Source organism: Rhodanobacter soli, assembly GCF_039523495.1.
In the GTDB taxonomy this organism is placed as follows: domain Bacteria; phylum Pseudomonadota; class Gammaproteobacteria; order Xanthomonadales; family Rhodanobacteraceae; genus Rhodanobacter; species Rhodanobacter soli.
Genome location: NZ_BAAAFK010000001.1, coordinates 2,966,067 through 2,980,973 on the forward strand (window position 1 = coordinate 2,966,067; position 14,907 = coordinate 2,980,973).

Below are 14,907 nucleotides of genomic sequence, written 5' to 3' on the forward strand. Positions count from 1 at the left end.
TTCGGTTCCACCCTATCGCTCAGCGCAGGATCGCGGCCGGATCCTGCTTCGCCTTCAACGCGCTGCACAGCTGGATCGATTCGCCGGTCTGCGCCAGGCCGCGGCCGATGCCGGCGGCATCTTTCGCGCGGGTCTTGAAGAACGCCTGCAGGCGGTCGTACTCGACCGTGGTGCAGCCGCCGCCAGCGGCCAGCGACGGCAGCCGGCCACCGGAGAAGCTGCCGGTGCGATCGAGGATCTGCTGGTAGTGGGCGGTGAACCAGGTCCACATCGCGTCGCGCTGGGCCAGGGTGTCGCGGCCGGCACGCAGCAGCATGCCCATCTCGCCGACCTTGACCGGCTTGGTCAGGGCGAAGTTGCGCACCTGCTCGGTCAGCGCCGGATCCTCCACGCTGGCCAGGCCGCCGAGGATGCCGTTGCGCAGGGCCGGATCGCTGGTCTTGGGCAGTTCGGCGATCAGCGCATCGACCGCGCTCTTGCCGTGCTCCTGCACCGCCACACCCAGCGCGTCGCCGAGCAGGTCGGGATCGGCGGCGGCCAGGTTCAGATGGCCATCCGCCTTCGGCTTGAGTGCCGCCTCACCCTGCTTGAGCAGGGCTGCACGCACTTCCGGCAATTTGAAATCGAACGCCAGCGAGCTGGCCAGGCTGCTGCGCATCAGCGCATCGTCTTCCGGCTCGTTCGCCTTGCGCTGGTAGCCGAGCTGTTCCAGGCGCGGCAGGTAGGCCGCCTTCGCCCATTCGGCGAGGTGGGCACGCTGCGCATCGTTGGCGGCGATGCGGTGGTAGAGCTGCGCCGCCTGGCCCAGCGGCACGGTGGCCACTTCGCGGATTTTCGAACCGGTCAACGGCTGCAGGGCGGCCAGCATGTCGCCGGCATCGAGGTCGCCATGGCGGAAGCTGGCGCTGATCGCGTCGGCGTAGGCGAGCTGCTCGGCATCGCTGAGCTTGCCGATCTGCTTGACCAGCCCGCCCAGTTCCGACTTGTCAAGGCTGAAGCGGTAATAGCCGCTGGCGTTCGCGTTCGGCATGATCCAGGTCGGCTTGCTGGCGCCGGCCAGCACCATCGAGCCGGTCGCCTTGTCGAGCATTTCGCAAGCGACCTTGCTGCCGTCGGCGGTGCCGTAGCGCACGCATACCGGCACGCCCCAGATGCGCTGCGGATCGCCGCTGCTGCCGAGCGGCAGGTAGCGACTCTGGCTCAGCTGCAGCACGGTCTGGCCGTTTTTCTGTTCCAGCTTCGTCGCCACGTACGGCACGCCGGACTGGTCGAGGAAGCTCTTGAATGCATGCTTGAACGCATCGCCCTTGTCCGCCGCGGTGGCGATCGCCGAGACCAGGTCGTCGGCGGTGGCGTTGCCGTACTTCTGGCTCTGGATGTATGCGCGCATGCCCTTCTGGTAGGTCTGCTCGCCCACGTAGTTCTCGAACATGCCGATGACACTGGCGCCCTTCTGGTAGGTGATGCCGTCGAACGCGGTCATGATGTCGCCGTTGCCGGTGATCGGTTGGCGGATGCTGCGCGCGCTGACCAGGCTGTCGTTGTTCATCGCGCCCTGGCCGCCGCGCACGCGGTCGAGGTCGGCACGGTATTCCGGGTGCACCTGCATGGTCACCTTCTGCTGCATCCAGGTGGCGAACGCCTCGTTGAGCCAGATGTCGTTCCACCATTCGGTGGTGACCGTGTCGCCGGTCCACTGGTGCGCCAGCTCATGCGCGTTGACGTTGAACGAGCCCTGCACGTTGCGCGCCGGCGAATCCTTGTCGATCAGCAGCAGCCAGTCGCGGAAGGTGACCAGGCCCGGGTTCTCCATCGCGCCGGCCTCAAAATCCGGCGCGGCCAGCAGGTCGAGCTTGTCGAACGGGTAGCCGAAGCCGTAGTAGTTCTCCAGCGCGTGGATGATGCTCGGCGTTTCGCCCAGCACGTGCTGCATGCGCTGTCCCTCGCCCTTGGCGGCGATGCCGCGCAGTTGCAGCGGCTTGACGCGATACGCGGTCGGCGAGATGTCCGGGCCGGCGACGATGTCCCACGGACCGACCGCGAACGCGACCAGGTAGGTCGGCAGCGGCAGCGTCTGCGCGAACGTCACGGTCTTCCAGCCCTTGCCGGCCGGCGCCTGTTTCACCTGCTGGGTGTTGGCCACCACGTTTTCGTGGTCGGGCACGGTGATGCTGAGGTCGAACGGGGTCTTGAAGCCGGGCTCGTCGAAGCCGGGGAAGGCGAAGCGCGCGCTGATCGGTTCCATCTGCGTCATCGCGTACGGCTGGCCCTTTGCGCTGACCTTGTACAGGCCCTGCAACTGCGCGTTGAGCGGCGCGGTGTACTCGAACTTGAGGGTCAGCTGCTGCGGCTTGAGGCTGCTGCCGAAATCCACCCGCGCCACGCCGGCCTTCGGATCCACCGCGACGTACTTGCCGGCGTGCACTTTGCCGGCGGCGTCGGTGATCGTCACCTTCGACACCTTCAGCTCGGCGCCGTCCAGCCACAGGTGGTCGGAGGTCTGGGTCAGCTTGACCTTGATCGTGGTGGTGCCGGAGAAATCCTGTTGCGCCGGGTCGACCTTGAACGCCAGCTGGTACGACTGCGGCACCGCCCAGCCGGGCAAGCGGCCTTGCGGCGCCTGGTCGACGGTGGCGGCAAACGCAGCGCCGCAGCAGGCGGCCAGCGCGGTGAGCAGAAGAGGACGGACGAGTCGGCGCATGAGAACTTTCTCTGGCGTGGGGGAAAACCCCAAGCTAGAGGCGGCATGCTTTCCGACCCAGTGCCAGAAGGCATGCCCGCCGCGCGACAGGCGTGACCCGGGCCGCCTGCGGAGAAAGCCAAAAAAAAACCGGCGACGAAGCAAGCTTCATCACCGGCCGGGGAAGCCCGCGCGCCTGCGGGGGAGAGGGAGGGGAGCTCTAACGCGCGGGGTGTCACGAGCACAACGTGGACGCAGGATAAGGCCCTCGCTTGCATTGCTCCAATTGATTGTTACCATCCCAGCCATAGCGTATGGCTATTGCCAAGCCGGGACGATCCATGAACCTGCGCGATCTCCAGTACCTGGTGGCCCTGGCCGAGCATCGCCACTTCGGCCGCGCGGCCGAGGCCTGCTTCGTCAGCCAGCCGACCCTGTCCACCCAAATCAAGAAGCTGGAGGAGGAACTGGGCGTGCCGCTGGTCGAGCGCACCCCACGCAAGGTGCTGCTGACCGAGGTCGGCCGCGACATCGCCATCCGCGCGCGCGACGTGCTCAACGGCATCGAGCAGATCCGCAGCGTGGCCCGGCGTACGCTGGACCCGGAATCCGGCACGGTGCGGCTGGGCATCTTCCCCACCCTGGGTCCGTACCTGCTGCCGCATGCGTTGCCGCTGGTACGCAAGGCGTTCCCCCAGCTGGAATTGCTGCTGGTCGAGGAAAAGACCGAGGCGGTGCTGCGCCTGCTGCGCGAGGGCAAGCTGGACGCCGGCATCCTCGCCTTGCCGCTGCACGAGGACAGCCTGCATACCGAGTTCCTGTTCGAGGAACCCTTCCTGCTGGCCGTGTCGGAAGCTCATCCGCTGGCGCACAAGCAAGGCCAGCTGAAACTGGCCGACCTGTCCAACCAGAACCTGCTGCTGCTGGAGGACGGCCACTGCCTGCGCGACCAGGCGCTGGAGGTGTGCCACCTCGCCGGCGCCGTCGAACGCAGCGGTTTCCGCGCCACCAGCCTGGAGACGCTGCGGCAGATGGTGGCGGCGAACGTCGGCATCACCCTGCTGCCGGTCACCGCGGTGAAGCCGCCGGTAGCGCCGGTGGAGAACCTGCACCTGCTCGAGTTCAAGGGCCATCCGCCGAGCCGGCGCGTCGCCATGGTCTGGCGCAAGAGCTCGGCGATGGCTGGATTCCTGAAGCGGCTGGCGACCGTGTTCCGGCAACTGCCGGCCGACCTGCTGAATCCGCATACGGCAGCCTCGCCCGCCGTGCCGACGGAACGCGTCCGCCCCGCGCGCAAGGCGGCGCGCCGATAGCTGCAGGCTATTCGCCCGATCCAGACAATCAATTTCAGCATTGGCCCGCCGGGCGCTAGGCTCGGCAGGTCACGACCATGAAGGCCGCACTCGCAACCCCTCCCAGCCCAACGCCACGAGGTGATGTCATGAGCAACCTGAAAGGCTCCAAGACCGAGCAGAACCTGAAAGACGCCTTTGCCGGCGAGTCGATGGCCAACCGCCGTTACCTGTACTTCGCCGCCAAGGCCGACGTCGAAGGCTACAACGACGTCTCCGCGGTGTTCCGCTCCACCGCCGAAGGCGAGACCGGCCACGCTCATGGCCACCTGGAATACCTCGAAGCGGTGGGCGACCCCGCCACCGGCCTGCCGTTCGGCGGCACCCAATTGAACCTGAAGAGCGCCATCGCCGGCGAAACCCATGAGTACACCGACATGTACCCGGGCATGAGCAAGGCAGCGCGAGAGGAAGGCTTCGACGAGATCGCCGACTGGTTCGAGACCCTGGCCAAGGCCGAACGCTCGCACGCGAACCGCTTCGCCAAGGCGCTGGGCGAACTGGCCTGAGCGAATGGCACTCAAGCTCGTCATTCCCGCGAAAGCGGGAATCCAGTGACTTCAAGAGTGGTGAGTAGTGTGGAAGACACTGGATCCCCGCTTTCGCGGGGATGACGGCGCTTAAGCAAATCCCAACCGGATCAGGGAGACGACGATGGCCGGTCCCATCCACGACACGCGCGAAGGCAACCTGGACGCGCCGACCCGGCATCCGCTGGACTGGACCAACCCGGAGTTCATGGACCAGCAGGCACTGGATGCCGAACTCGAGCGCGTGTTCAACATCTGCCACGGTTGCCGCCGCTGCGTCAGCCTGTGCCACGCCTTCCCCACCCTGTTCGACCTGGTCGACGCATCAAAGACGATGGAGATCGACGGCGTCGACAAGGCCGACTACCCGAAGGTCACCGAGCAGTGCTACCTGTGCGACCTGTGCTACCAGACCAAGTGCCCGTACACGCCGCCGCATCCGTGGAACGTGGATTTCCCGCACTTGATGCTGCGTGCCAAGGCGGTGGCGTTCGAGCGTGACGGCGTGCCGCTGTCCTCGAAGATCCTGTCCAGCACGCGCGCCGTCGGCAAGCTCGCCTCGATCCCGGTGGTGGTGCAGGTGGTGAACGCCGCCAACCGCAACCCGGCCGCGCGCCAGCTGCTGGAAAAGACCATGGGCGTCGACGCGAAGGCGCGCGTACCCGAGTACCACTCGCCCACCGCGCGCAAACGCCTGCGCGACCTCGACGGCAGCGGCGAAGCGATTCCTGCCGGCCGCACGCGCGGCAAGGTCGCGCTGTTCGCCACCTGCTATTGCGACCACTCCGAGCCGGTGGTGGTCGAAGACCTCGCCGCGGTGCTGCAGCACAACGCGATCCCGACCCGGCTGGTCGAACAGGAAAGCTGCTGCGGCATGCCCAAGCTGGAACTGGGCGACCTGCAGACGGTGAAGAAGTACAAGGAGCGCAACATCCCGGTACTGGCGAAGATGGCGCGCGAAGGTTGGGACTTCACCGCGGCGATCCCGTCCTGCGTGTTGATGTTCAAGCAGGAGCTGCCGCTGATGTTCCCCGATGACGCCGACGTGGCGCTGGTACGCGAGCGTTTCTTCGACCCGTTCGAGTACCTGGCCGAACGGCACAAGGCCGGCCTGCTGCAGACCGACTTCAAGCAGTCGCTGGGCAAGGTCGCCTGGCAGGTGCCGTGCCACCAGCGCGTGCAGAAAATCGGCCCGAAGACGCGCGACATCCTGCAACTGGTGCCGGACACCGAGATCACCACCATCGAGCGCTGCTCCGGCCACGACGGTACCTACGGCGTCAAGCACAAGACCTACGCACTCTCGCGCAAGCTGGCCAAACCGGTGGAAGCTCGCGTGAGCCAGGCCGAACCCGACCACTTCACCAGCGACTGCCCGATGGCCGGCGGCCACATCGCCCACGGCCTCGACGACAAGCCCGCGGCGGAGCATCCGTTGAGCCTGCTGCGCAAGGCATATGGCATTTGAAATGCGCATGACGCCATGGCCACGTCCAATGACTCGCCCCATGGTTGTCTCTCGATGGCCATCCCCCTCATGGTCGTCATTCCCGCGAAAGCGGGAATCCATTTTCGCCCGCGGCGCAAAAGCAACATGGATTCCCGCTTTCGCGGGAATGACGGCAGTGGGAATGGCAGCAGTATGAAACACGCCATTCATGCGCCGCATGGCGCCAACGTTCTCCCGGAAACACCATGCACAAACTCACCCGCGCCGACCTGCTCAGCCTCGAAATCTACGCGCAGCAGCGCGGCGAGTTCCGCGCCCACGTGATGGCGCACAAGAAGCAACGCACGGTGCATCTTGGCGAGCACCTCACGCTGATCTTCGAGGACCGCCTGAGCATCCAGTACCAGGTGCAGGAGATGCTGCGGATCGAACGCATCTTCGAGGCCGACGGCATCCAGGACGAACTGGACGCCTACAATCCGCTGATCCCCGACGGCAGCAACCTCAAGGCCACGATGCTCATTGAATATGCCGATGTCGAACAGCGCAAGCGCGAGCTGGTGCGCCTGCGCCATATCGAGCATGCGATCGCGCTGAGCGTGCACGGCCACGCCGCAGTCACCGCCATCGCCGACGAGGACATGGAGCGCAGCAACGACGAGAAGACCGCCGCGGTGCACTTCCTGCGTTTCGAACTCAGCCCCGCGATGATCGCGGACTGGCGCGCCGGCGCCGCGGTCATGCTGGCCTCGACCTTGCCGGCGATGCCGGTCGGCACAACCCTCACGCCCGGGCAGTTGCGCACCCTGGCGGCGGACTTCGCCTGAGCATGCGCAAACTCCTGATCGTCGCCGTCCTGCTACTGGTGTTGCTGGGCGTGTTCTCGCGCAGGCATCACGCACCGCTGCAACCAGAACCTGGCGTGCTCGCCGCCGAGGTGCCGGTGCAGGTCGACCTCGACCAAGGCGCGCAGCTGCAGCGCGGTAACACCACGTTGACCACCCGCGCCCACTTCGACATCACCGCCCGCGTGCTGTCGCGCAAGGAGTATTCCTCCGGCGCCGACGCCGAGCTGATCCCGCTCGACCTCGCGCTCGGCTGGGGTCGCATGTCCGACAGTGCGGTACTGGCAAAGATCGACATCAGCCAGTCCGGCCGCTTCTATTACTGGCACGTCAAGGCGTTCCCGATCCCGCGCCGCGAGATCGAAACCTCCAGCGCGAACATGCACATGATCCCCGCCGACGCGGACGTCAAACGCCAGCTCGACCAGGTACGTCCCGGCCAGCTGGTGCACATCGAAGGTTTTCTGGTCGACGCCAGCCGCGCCGGCGGCTGGCACTGGAACACCTCGCTGACCCGCGACGACACCGGCGCAGGTGCCTGCGAGCTGATCTATGTCGAAAGGGTCGACGCGGCGGCGCCGTGAGCGCTGCTGACCGGCGACGACCGTCGGAGCTCAGTAACGCAACAGGCTGTGCAGCGGCTTGCCGGCATGCCAGCGGCTGCGTCCCCGCAGCACGGGCAACTCGATCACCACGCTGGCGCCAAGCAACTCGGCACCCAGCTTGCCGACCAGGGCCGCGGCCGCCGCCAGAGTGCCGCCGGTGGCCAGCACGTCATCGGCCAGCAGCACGCGCTCGCCGGGCCTGAACGCATCGCGCTGCACCTGCAGCTGGTCGCTGCCGTATTCCAGCTGGTAGTCCATCGTCGCCACCGGCGGCGGCAGCTTGCCCGGCTTGCGCAACGGCACGAAGCCGGCGTGCAGTTTCTGCGCCAGCGCGGCGCCGAAGATGAAGCCGCGCGCCTCGATGCCGCACACTGCTTGCACGCTGCTGCCCTGCCACGGCTCGGCCAGCGCGTCGATGCAACGGGCGAAGCTGCCGGCATCGGCGAGCAGCGGAGTGACGTCGCGGAACATCACGCCGGGACGGGGGAAATCGGGCACGGCGCGAATCAGTGCGGCGAGGTCTTGCATGGGGTTTTCTCGGAAATGCGCGCCCGCCGCACGACTCAGCAGGGCACGGTCAGCGGGTCGTCCGGCTGGTCATCTTCCACGATCGCCTGTCGCGCCTCGCTGAGCCGGGCCTCGACCTCGCTCACGATGCCGCTGGCGATCGCCAGGCTCGATTCGGGCACCATCACCGCCATGTAATCCATCGCCGGCAGCTGGCCCACCGCGCCGGTGAGGTACTCGCCGGCAATGAACGCCGGGATGCCGTCGGCCTCCAGCGCATCCTTGACCAGATGGGCATCGAACAGGTTTTCGGCGCGGTAGACGATGTGCATGGCTGCACGCTAACCCGCACGGCGACGCGGGGCAAGCCTCCCGACGGGCAACGGTCGCCCTGCGCCCGGTGACGACGACAGGGTAAACTTGGGCGTTTCCGCCACCGCTTGCGAGTCCAGCCCGATGTCGACCGAGAATTCCGCCACTGCACCCGCCAGTCCGACGGCCGCCGTGCATCAGGCGGCTCCACTGCAGGATTTCATCCGGCAGATCGTGCGCGACGACCTCGCCGCGGGCAGGCACACCGCGATCCACACCCGCTTCCCGCCGGAGCCGAACGGCTACCTGCACATCGGCCACGCCAAGGCGATCTGCCTGAGCTTCGGCATCGCGCAGGAGTTCAGCGGCTGGTGCAACCTGCGCCTGGACGACACCAACCCGGGCAAGGAAGACCCCGAATTCGTCCAGGGCATCAAGGACGACGTGCGCTGGCTCGGCTTCGAGTGGCATGAACTGCGCCACGCCTCGGACTACTTCGAGGTGTTCTACCGCTCCGCCTGCAAGCTGATCGAGGACGGTGTGGCCTACGTCGACGACCTCAGCGCCGAGGAGATGCGCCAGTACCGCGGCACGCTGACCGAGCCGGGCCGCAATTCGCCACATCGCGAGCGATCCATCGAAGAGAACCTCGCCCTGTTCCGTCGCATGCGCGCCGGCGAGTTCGCCGACGGCAGCAAGACGCTGCGCGCGAAGATCGACATGGCCGCGGGCAACATCAACATGCGCGACCCGGCGATCTACCGGGTGCGCAAGATCGCCCATCAGAACACCGGCGACGCCTGGCCAATCTACCCGATGTACGACTACGCGCACTGCCTGTCCGACGCGCTGGAAGGCATCACGCATTCGCTGTGCACGCTGGAGTTCGAGGACCACCGGCCGCTGTACGACTGGTTCGTCGACCAGGTCGACCTGCCGAACCACCCCGAGCTATGGCAGCCGCTGCTCGACGCCGGCCTGCCGACGCAGCCGGCCAAGCCGCGCCAGATCGAGTTCTCGCGGCTCAACCTGAGCTACTGCATCACCAGCAAGCGCAAGCTGGCGCAGCTGGTCGGCGAAAATCACGTGGACGGCTGGGACGACCCGCGCATGAACACGCTGCGCGGTTTGCGCCGGCGCGGCTTCACTCCGGCCGGACTGCGCCTGCTGATCGAGCGCGTGGGCGTGAGCAAGCAGAACAGCGTGATCGACTACGCGATCCTGGAGAACTGCATCCGCGAGGATCTGGACGCCACCGCGGCGCGGCGCATGGCCGTGCTCGACCCGCTGAAGCTGGTGCTGACCAACCTGCCGGAAGGCCATGAGGAAACACTGAGCTTCCCGAACCATCCCAAGGACGAGAGCTTCGGCACGCGCGAAGTACCGTTTGCGCGCGAGGTGTGGATCGAGCGCGACGATTTCGCCGAAGTGCCGCCGAAGGGTTTCCACCGGCTGAAGCCGGACGGCGAAGTGCGCCTGCGCGGCGTCGGCATCATCAAGTGCGAGCAGATCATCAAGGACGCCGCCGGTCTCGTGGTCGAGCTGCATGGCACGCTCGACCCGGAAACCCGCCACGGCCTGCCCGGCGCCGACCGCAAGGTAAAGGGCACGATCCACTGGGTCAGCGCGAAGCACGCGGTGGCCACCGAGGTGCGCCTGTACGACCGCCTGTTCAGCGTGCCCGCGCCGGACAGCGAAGAAGACGGCAAGAGCTGGCTCGACCACGTCAACCCGCAGGCCAAACGCGTGGTGCAGGCGTGGCTGGAACCGGCCGCCGCCCGCGTCGAGCCGGAGCAGCGCTTCCAGTTCGAACGGCTCGGCTACTTCGTGGCCGACCGCGCCGACCACCGCGCCGACGCGCCGGTGTTCAACCGCACGGTGACCTTGCGCGACGTCTGGGCCAGACCGGCCGGCCAGTAAACGGAGCGAAGGCATGCTGCCGCTGCAAATCCATCTCACGTTGCCGCCATGGATCGGTGACGTTGCCGATACCAACCGGCGTTACCAGAGCGACGAGGAACGCGTTGGCCTGGCCATCGAGCTGTCGCGGCAGAATGTGGATCGCGGCGGCGGCGGCCCGTTCGGTGCGGCCGTATTCAACAGCCACAGCGGCCGGCTGGTCGCCGTCGGCGTCAACCGCGTGCTGCCGCAGAGTTGTTCAGTCGCGCACGCCGAGATGATGGTGATCATGATTGCGCAGCAGCGCCTGAGCCGACACCGGATGAATGAGGACGGCGGCCATTACGTGCTGGCCACCAGCTCGCAGCCGTGCTGCCAGTGCTATGGCGCCATCGTGTGGGCCGGCATCGACGAGCTGCTGATCGGTGCGCGCTCGGAAGACGTCGAGGAACTCACCGAATTCGACGAGGGTCCGCTGCCGGCCGACTGGATCGGCGAGCTGACCCGCCGCAACATCGTCGTGCGCCGCGACATCCTGCGCGACCAGGCCCGCGAGGTACTGGCCACTTACGGCACCACCGGCACACCCTATTGAGCCGCTGGCGTGCCGCGCTGCCGCTGATCCTGCTGGTGCTGGCAGGCATCGTCCTGTTTGCCTCCGGCTCGCTGGACCAGTTGGGCCCGCACCAGCTGGTGGCTCACCAGGCCGAGCTGCACGCGCAGATTGCCGGACACCCGTGGCTGACCCGGCTGGCCTTCATCGGACTGCTGACGCTGACCGTGGCCACCGGGATTCCCGGCACCATCGTGGTGATCCTGGCCGGCGGCTTCGCGTTCGGCGTGGTCGACGCCACACTGTGCTCGTCGGTCGGGCTCACCCTCGGCTCGCTGATCCTGTACCTGGCCAGCCGTTACGCGTTCGGTCCCGGCAGCCGCCAGCCGCCGGCCTTCGTGGCGCGACTGCGCCACGGCTTCGAGCGGCACCCGGTGAGCTACACCTTGTTCCTGCGCTTCGTGCCGATCGTGCCGTTCGGCGGGGTGACCATGGCGCTGGCATGGCTGCGCTGCCCGCTGTGGCTGTTCCTTGGCGCCAGCTGGCTCGGCGGCACCGTCTCGCTGATCTTCGAAACCTCGATCGGGGCCGGCCTCGGCGACGCCATGGCCATGAGCCGGGGCGACAACTTCGGCATCGGCCTGTTCCTGCACCGCGAAGTGCTGCTGCCATTGGGCGCGATCGCCCTGCTCGCCCTGCTACCGCTGCTGATCGAGCGCATCACCCGGCGCCACCGCCAGAGCCGCGGGCGGATCGACTGACTCCCTGCTGGCAGAGCTGTCAAGCCGCCCATTTCGCGCTAGTGTTGCGCCGTGTCCAGATCGTCTGGACACGCACGGGCAAGGGTTAGCAGGCACGCAGACCGAGGTGATGCCGAGGAGGTGCGGGGCGGATGGACATGACGACCAACTCCTGGCCCGCACGTCTGTGGCAGCGCACGTCGCTGATGCAGCGGCTGGCCTTCGTGGCACTGGTGCCCGCCCTGATCACCGCCGCGCTGCTGGTGGCCTTCCTGACCCAGCGCCAACAGACCAATCTGCGCCAGCTGGCGCGCAGCAACGCCGAGGCCATCGCCACGCAGGTGGCCTCGATCAGCCTGCAGCCACTGCGCACGATGCAACTGCGCGAGCTGACGCGGATCGCCGACTCGATCGGCGACCTGCCGCACGTGACGCGCGTGCAGATCCGCACCACTGCCGGCCAGATCCTGGCCGATCACCACGAGTCCGACGACAGTCGCGATCCGCAGGAGACCCTGACCGTGGTGCGCGACGTGTTCGATCGCGACCAACCCGGAAAGGCCGCGCTGGGCTCGGTGCTGCTGGACGTGAGTCTGCACGACGCGATCGCCGCCCAGCACGCTAGCCTGCGCTACGCACTGCTCGTCCTGGTGCTGAGCCTGTGCGTGGCCGGCGTGATCGGTTGGCTGGCGGCGCGCTGGATCAGTGCGCCGCTTCGCCATCTGGTCGGTGCCGTACGCCAGCTCGGCCAGGGCGACCGCCAAGTGGAAGTGGCGGTGACCGACCGCACCGAGATCGGCGAGCTGCAGCGGGGTTTCAACCATGCGGCGGCGGCGCTGTACGACGTGCAGCGCGGGATGGAGCAGCAGATCGAGCAGGCCACGCAGGAACTGGCGCGCAAGAACGCCGCGCTGGAAGCGGCCAGCCTGGCCAGGTCGCGCTTCCTGGCCGCTGCCTCGCACGATCTGCGCCAGCCGCTGTACGCGCTGACCCTGTTCTCCTCCGCGCTGGCAGTGAACGAACACGACCCGCAGCGGCTGGACCGGATCGCCCACATCCAGGAATGCGTGCAGGCGCTCGACCACCTGTTTGGCGAGCTGCTCGACCTGTCGCGGCTGGAAACCGGCGCGGTGCAGGTCGAGATCAGCGAGTTCCCGCTCAATCAGGTCCTCGCCGAGGTCCGCCGCAATTTCGACATGATCGCGGAGCAGCGCGGGCTGCAACTGGCAATCCACCCCACCCGGCTATGGGTGCGCAGCGACCGCACCATGCTGACGCGCATACTCAACAACCTGGTCAGCAACGCCCTGCGTTTCACCCGCCACGGCGGCGCGCTGGTCGGCACCCGGCGCGCGGGCAATGGCCGCGTGCGCATCGAGGTCTGGGATACCGGCAGCGGCATTGCACCAGAACACCTTCCTCGCGTGTTCGACGAGTTCTACCGCATCGACGACCATCCCGATGTCGGGTTCGACGGCGGCTCGCACTCGGGCCTGGGCCTGGGCCTGCCCACCGTGCAGCGATTGGCGGAGCTGCTCGACACCGAGGTCATGGTGAAATCCCGGCTCGGCCGTGGCAGCGTGTTTCACTTCCAGTTGCTGATCACCGACGCACGCCCGGAACTGCCCATGCCCGACGACGACGCACCCGTCGACCTGGCCGGCAAACGCGTGCTGGTCGTGGATGACGACCCGGCCATCCTTTCCGGCATCCGCTTCCTGCTGCGCAGCTGGGGCTGCGAGGTGGAGGTGGCCGAGGATCGGTTGCAGGCGCTGGAGGCCGTCGAGAACTGGCCCGGGCCGCCCGACATCGTGATCTCCGACTTGCGCCTGCGTGGCGGCGAACGCGGTCTCGACGTCTTCGCCGCCCTCGACCAGCACTACCGGTGCGATGGCGGAGCGCCGTTCGCCCGCCTGCTGGTCACCGGCGAGATCCGGATCGACCGCCTGCGTGAAATCATCGCCGCGAAGATCCCGCTGCTGTACAAGCCGGTTTCGCCGCAACAGTTGCGCCGCGTGATGATGACGGCGTGGACCGTCACCCACGGCGGCGACTGAAGCCGCGCACGACCGCTGGCAAGGACAAAAAAAGAGCGCCCGTCAGGACGCTCTGAAAACTGGTGGGTCGTCCGGGATTCGAACCCGGGACCAATAGATTAAAAGTCTACTGCTCTACCAACTGAGCTAACGACCCATCATGCAAAACTGCGGCAAAACTCAAGCCGACAATTTTACGGGCTGGGCGGCAACGGCACAAGCAAGCGCACCAGGTCGTTCAGACGTAGCGCGTGGGATCGACCAGGCCCGCCTCGCGGAAGCCCTGCGCACGCAGTCGGCAAGCGTCGCAATGACCGCAGGCGCGGCCGTCGTCATCGGCCTGGTAGCAGCTGACCGTGGCCGAGAAATCCACGCCCAGTCGCTGGCCCTCGCGCGCGATGTCGGCCTTGCTCATGCGCATCAGCGGCGCATGGATGCGGATGCCGGCGCCTTCGACGCCGGCCTTGGTGGCGACGTTCGCCAGTTTCTCGAATGCCTCGATGAAGGCGGGGCGGCAATCCGGATAACCCGAGTAGTCGACCGCGTTGACGCCGCACCAGATGTCGCTGGAGCCGAGCACCTCGGCCCAGCCCAGCGCGATCGACAGCATGATGGTATTGCGCGCCGGCACGTAGGTCACCGGGATGTCGCTGCTGTCCACGGTATCCAGCGGCACGTCGATGTCGGCGGTCAGCGCGGAACCGCCAATGCTGCGCAGGTCGATGCCGACGGTCTTGTGCTCGACCGCACCGAGCATCTTCGCGACGCGATCTGACGCGGCCAGCTCCGAGTTGTGACGCTGGCCGTAGGCCACGCTCAGCGCATGCACCTGATAGCCCTGCTCGCGCGCCAGCGCGATGGTGACGGCCGAATCCATGCCACCGGAGACCAGAACGACGGCTTTGCGCAATGTGCTTTGAGACATGATTTATTCCACCTGGAGTGACCGGTCACCGGTCGCGAACGCCACCGGCGACACAGGCCAGCGCGCAGAAACAGGAGCAACGCTTCTCGCCCTCAGTGCCCGGCCGCGTCGTTCCACAGCAACTTGTGCAGTTGCAACTGGAAACGCACATCCAGCTTGTCGGCAATGATCCACTCGGCCAGCTCGCGCGGCTCGACCGCACCGTGCACTGGCGAGAACAGCACCATGCAGCGATCCGCCAGCGCGTGCTCGGCCAGCATCGCGCGCGCCCACTCGTAGTCGGCGCGGCTGGCAATGACGATCTTGATCTGGTCGTGCGGCAGCAGGTGGTCGAGGTTCGACCACAGGTTGCGCTGGCTCTCGCCGGAGTCCGGCGCCTTCAGGTCCATCACCTTGCGCACGCGTGGGTCGACCATGGAGACGTCCAGCGCACCGGAGGTTTCCAGTGACACTTCGTAGCCGGCGTCACACAG

General features: G+C 67.0%; 14 protein-coding genes and 1 tRNA gene. 9 read left to right on the forward strand and 6 right to left on the reverse strand.

Annotated features, from left to right (window positions below; all coding sequences use genetic code 11):
• Positions 1-19: 19 nt before the first annotated feature.
• Positions 20-2,701, reverse strand: a complete 2,682-nt coding sequence (locus ABD024_RS13510) for a M1 family metallopeptidase (RefSeq protein ID WP_343853537.1) — start codon at positions 2,699-2,701, stop codon at positions 20-22.
• Between the two features lie 320 nt (positions 2,702-3,021).
• On the opposite strand from ABD024_RS13510, the gene ABD024_RS13515 reads away from it, so the two are divergent.
• From ABD024_RS13515 to ABD024_RS13535, 5 genes are all read left to right on the forward strand, one after another.
• Positions 3,022-3,993, forward strand: coding sequence for a LysR substrate-binding domain-containing protein (locus tag ABD024_RS13515; protein WP_343853539.1), 972 nt, complete (start codon positions 3,022-3,024; stop codon positions 3,991-3,993).
• Between the two features lie 128 nt (positions 3,994-4,121).
• Complete coding sequence (locus tag ABD024_RS13520) at positions 4,122-4,541, forward strand: rubrerythrin family protein (RefSeq protein WP_343853541.1); 420 nt, start codon at positions 4,122-4,124, stop codon at positions 4,539-4,541.
• A 145-nt stretch (positions 4,542-4,686) separates the two neighbouring features.
• Positions 4,687-6,030, forward strand: a complete 1,344-nt coding sequence (locus ABD024_RS13525; protein ID WP_343853543.1) for a (Fe-S)-binding protein — start codon at positions 4,687-4,689, stop codon at positions 6,028-6,030.
• 227 nt (positions 6,031-6,257) lie between these two features.
• Positions 6,258-6,839 carry a DUF3501 family protein gene (locus ABD024_RS13530; RefSeq protein WP_343853545.1) on the forward strand — a complete coding sequence of 194 codons (582 nt, stop codon included), beginning with the start codon at positions 6,258-6,260 and terminating at the stop codon, positions 6,837-6,839.
• Positions 6,840-6,841: 2 nt separating this feature from the next.
• A complete protein-coding gene (locus ABD024_RS13535; RefSeq protein ID WP_343853547.1) occupies positions 6,842-7,441 on the forward strand; it encodes a hypothetical protein in 600 nt (199 codons plus the stop codon).
• 30 nt (positions 7,442-7,471) lie between these two features.
• Here the strand turns inward: ABD024_RS13535 and ABD024_RS13540 are convergent, their stop codons facing one another.
• Complete coding sequence (locus ABD024_RS13540) at positions 7,472-7,990, reverse strand: adenine phosphoribosyltransferase (protein ID WP_343853549.1); 519 nt, start codon at positions 7,988-7,990, stop codon at positions 7,472-7,474.
• Between the two features lie 35 nt (positions 7,991-8,025).
• Positions 8,026-8,301, reverse strand: coding sequence for a putative signal transducing protein (locus ABD024_RS13545; RefSeq protein ID WP_343853551.1), 276 nt, complete (start codon positions 8,299-8,301; stop codon positions 8,026-8,028).
• 124 nt (positions 8,302-8,425) lie between these two features.
• Here ABD024_RS13545 and ABD024_RS13550 point away from each other — a divergent pair, with 124 nt between their 5' ends.
• The 4 genes from ABD024_RS13550 (at position 8,426) to ABD024_RS13565 (ending at position 13,530) form a co-directional block, all read left to right on the forward strand.
• Positions 8,426-10,201, forward strand: coding sequence for a glutamine--tRNA ligase/YqeY domain fusion protein (locus tag ABD024_RS13550; RefSeq protein ID WP_343853553.1), 1,776 nt, complete (start codon positions 8,426-8,428; stop codon positions 10,199-10,201).
• A 13-nt stretch (positions 10,202-10,214) separates the two neighbouring features.
• Complete coding sequence (locus ABD024_RS13555; RefSeq protein WP_343853555.1) at positions 10,215-10,775, forward strand: nucleoside deaminase; 561 nt, start codon at positions 10,215-10,217, stop codon at positions 10,773-10,775.
• Positions 10,772-11,494, forward strand: coding sequence for a TVP38/TMEM64 family protein (locus tag ABD024_RS13560; protein ID WP_343853557.1), 723 nt, complete (start codon positions 10,772-10,774; stop codon positions 11,492-11,494). The genes ABD024_RS13555 and ABD024_RS13560 overlap by 4 nt, the downstream gene beginning before the upstream one ends.
• Before the next feature lie 137 nt (positions 11,495-11,631).
• Complete coding sequence (locus tag ABD024_RS13565; protein ID WP_343853559.1) at positions 11,632-13,530, forward strand: ATP-binding response regulator; 1,899 nt, start codon at positions 11,632-11,634, stop codon at positions 13,528-13,530.
• Between the two features lie 60 nt (positions 13,531-13,590).
• Here the strand turns inward: ABD024_RS13565 and ABD024_RS13570 are convergent.
• The 3 genes from ABD024_RS13570 to ABD024_RS13580 all read right to left on the reverse strand — a co-directional run.
• Positions 13,591-13,666: transfer RNA gene (locus ABD024_RS13570), tRNA-Lys, on the reverse strand.
• Positions 13,667-13,747: 81 nt separating this feature from the next.
• Complete coding sequence (queC, locus tag ABD024_RS13575) at positions 13,748-14,434, reverse strand: 7-cyano-7-deazaguanine synthase QueC (protein ID WP_343853561.1); 687 nt, start codon at positions 14,432-14,434, stop codon at positions 13,748-13,750.
• Between the two features lie 92 nt (positions 14,435-14,526).
• Positions 14,527-14,907: 7-carboxy-7-deazaguanine synthase QueE (locus ABD024_RS13580; protein ID WP_486374862.1), on the reverse strand; the 381-nt coding region annotated here is incomplete at its 5' end.

Excerpts from the sequence above, each read along its gene's own strand:
- ABD024_RS13530 (WP_343853545.1), top strand. The coding sequence starts at position 6,258 with ATGCACAAACTCACCCGCGCCGACCTGCTCAGCCTCGAAATCTACGCG.
- ABD024_RS13565 (WP_343853559.1), top strand. The coding sequence starts at position 11,632 with ATGACGACCAACTCCTGGCCCGCACGTCTGTGGCAGCGCACGTCGCTG.
- ABD024_RS13525 (WP_343853543.1), top strand. The coding sequence starts at position 4,687 with ATGGCCGGTCCCATCCACGACACGCGCGAAGGCAACCTGGACGCGCCG.
- ABD024_RS13535 (WP_343853547.1), top strand. The coding sequence starts at position 6,842 with ATGCGCAAACTCCTGATCGTCGCCGTCCTGCTACTGGTGTTGCTGGGC.
- ABD024_RS13520 (WP_343853541.1), top strand. The coding sequence starts at position 4,122 with ATGAGCAACCTGAAAGGCTCCAAGACCGAGCAGAACCTGAAAGACGCC.
- ABD024_RS13545 (WP_343853551.1), bottom strand. The coding sequence starts at position 8,301 with ATGCACATCGTCTACCGCGCCGAAAACCTGTTCGATGCCCATCTGGTC.
- ABD024_RS13540 (WP_343853549.1), bottom strand. The coding sequence starts at position 7,990 with ATGCAAGACCTCGCCGCACTGATTCGCGCCGTGCCCGATTTCCCCCGT.
- ABD024_RS13515 (WP_343853539.1), top strand. The coding sequence starts at position 3,022 with ATGAACCTGCGCGATCTCCAGTACCTGGTGGCCCTGGCCGAGCATCGC.
- ABD024_RS13510 (WP_343853537.1), bottom strand. The coding sequence starts at position 2,701 with ATGCGCCGACTCGTCCGTCCTCTTCTGCTCACCGCGCTGGCCGCCTGC.
- ABD024_RS13550 (WP_343853553.1), top strand. The coding sequence starts at position 8,426 with ATGTCGACCGAGAATTCCGCCACTGCACCCGCCAGTCCGACGGCCGCC.
- ABD024_RS13555 (WP_343853555.1), top strand. The coding sequence starts at position 10,215 with ATGCTGCCGCTGCAAATCCATCTCACGTTGCCGCCATGGATCGGTGAC.
- queC (WP_343853561.1), bottom strand. The coding sequence starts at position 14,434 with ATGTCTCAAAGCACATTGCGCAAAGCCGTCGTTCTGGTCTCCGGTGGC.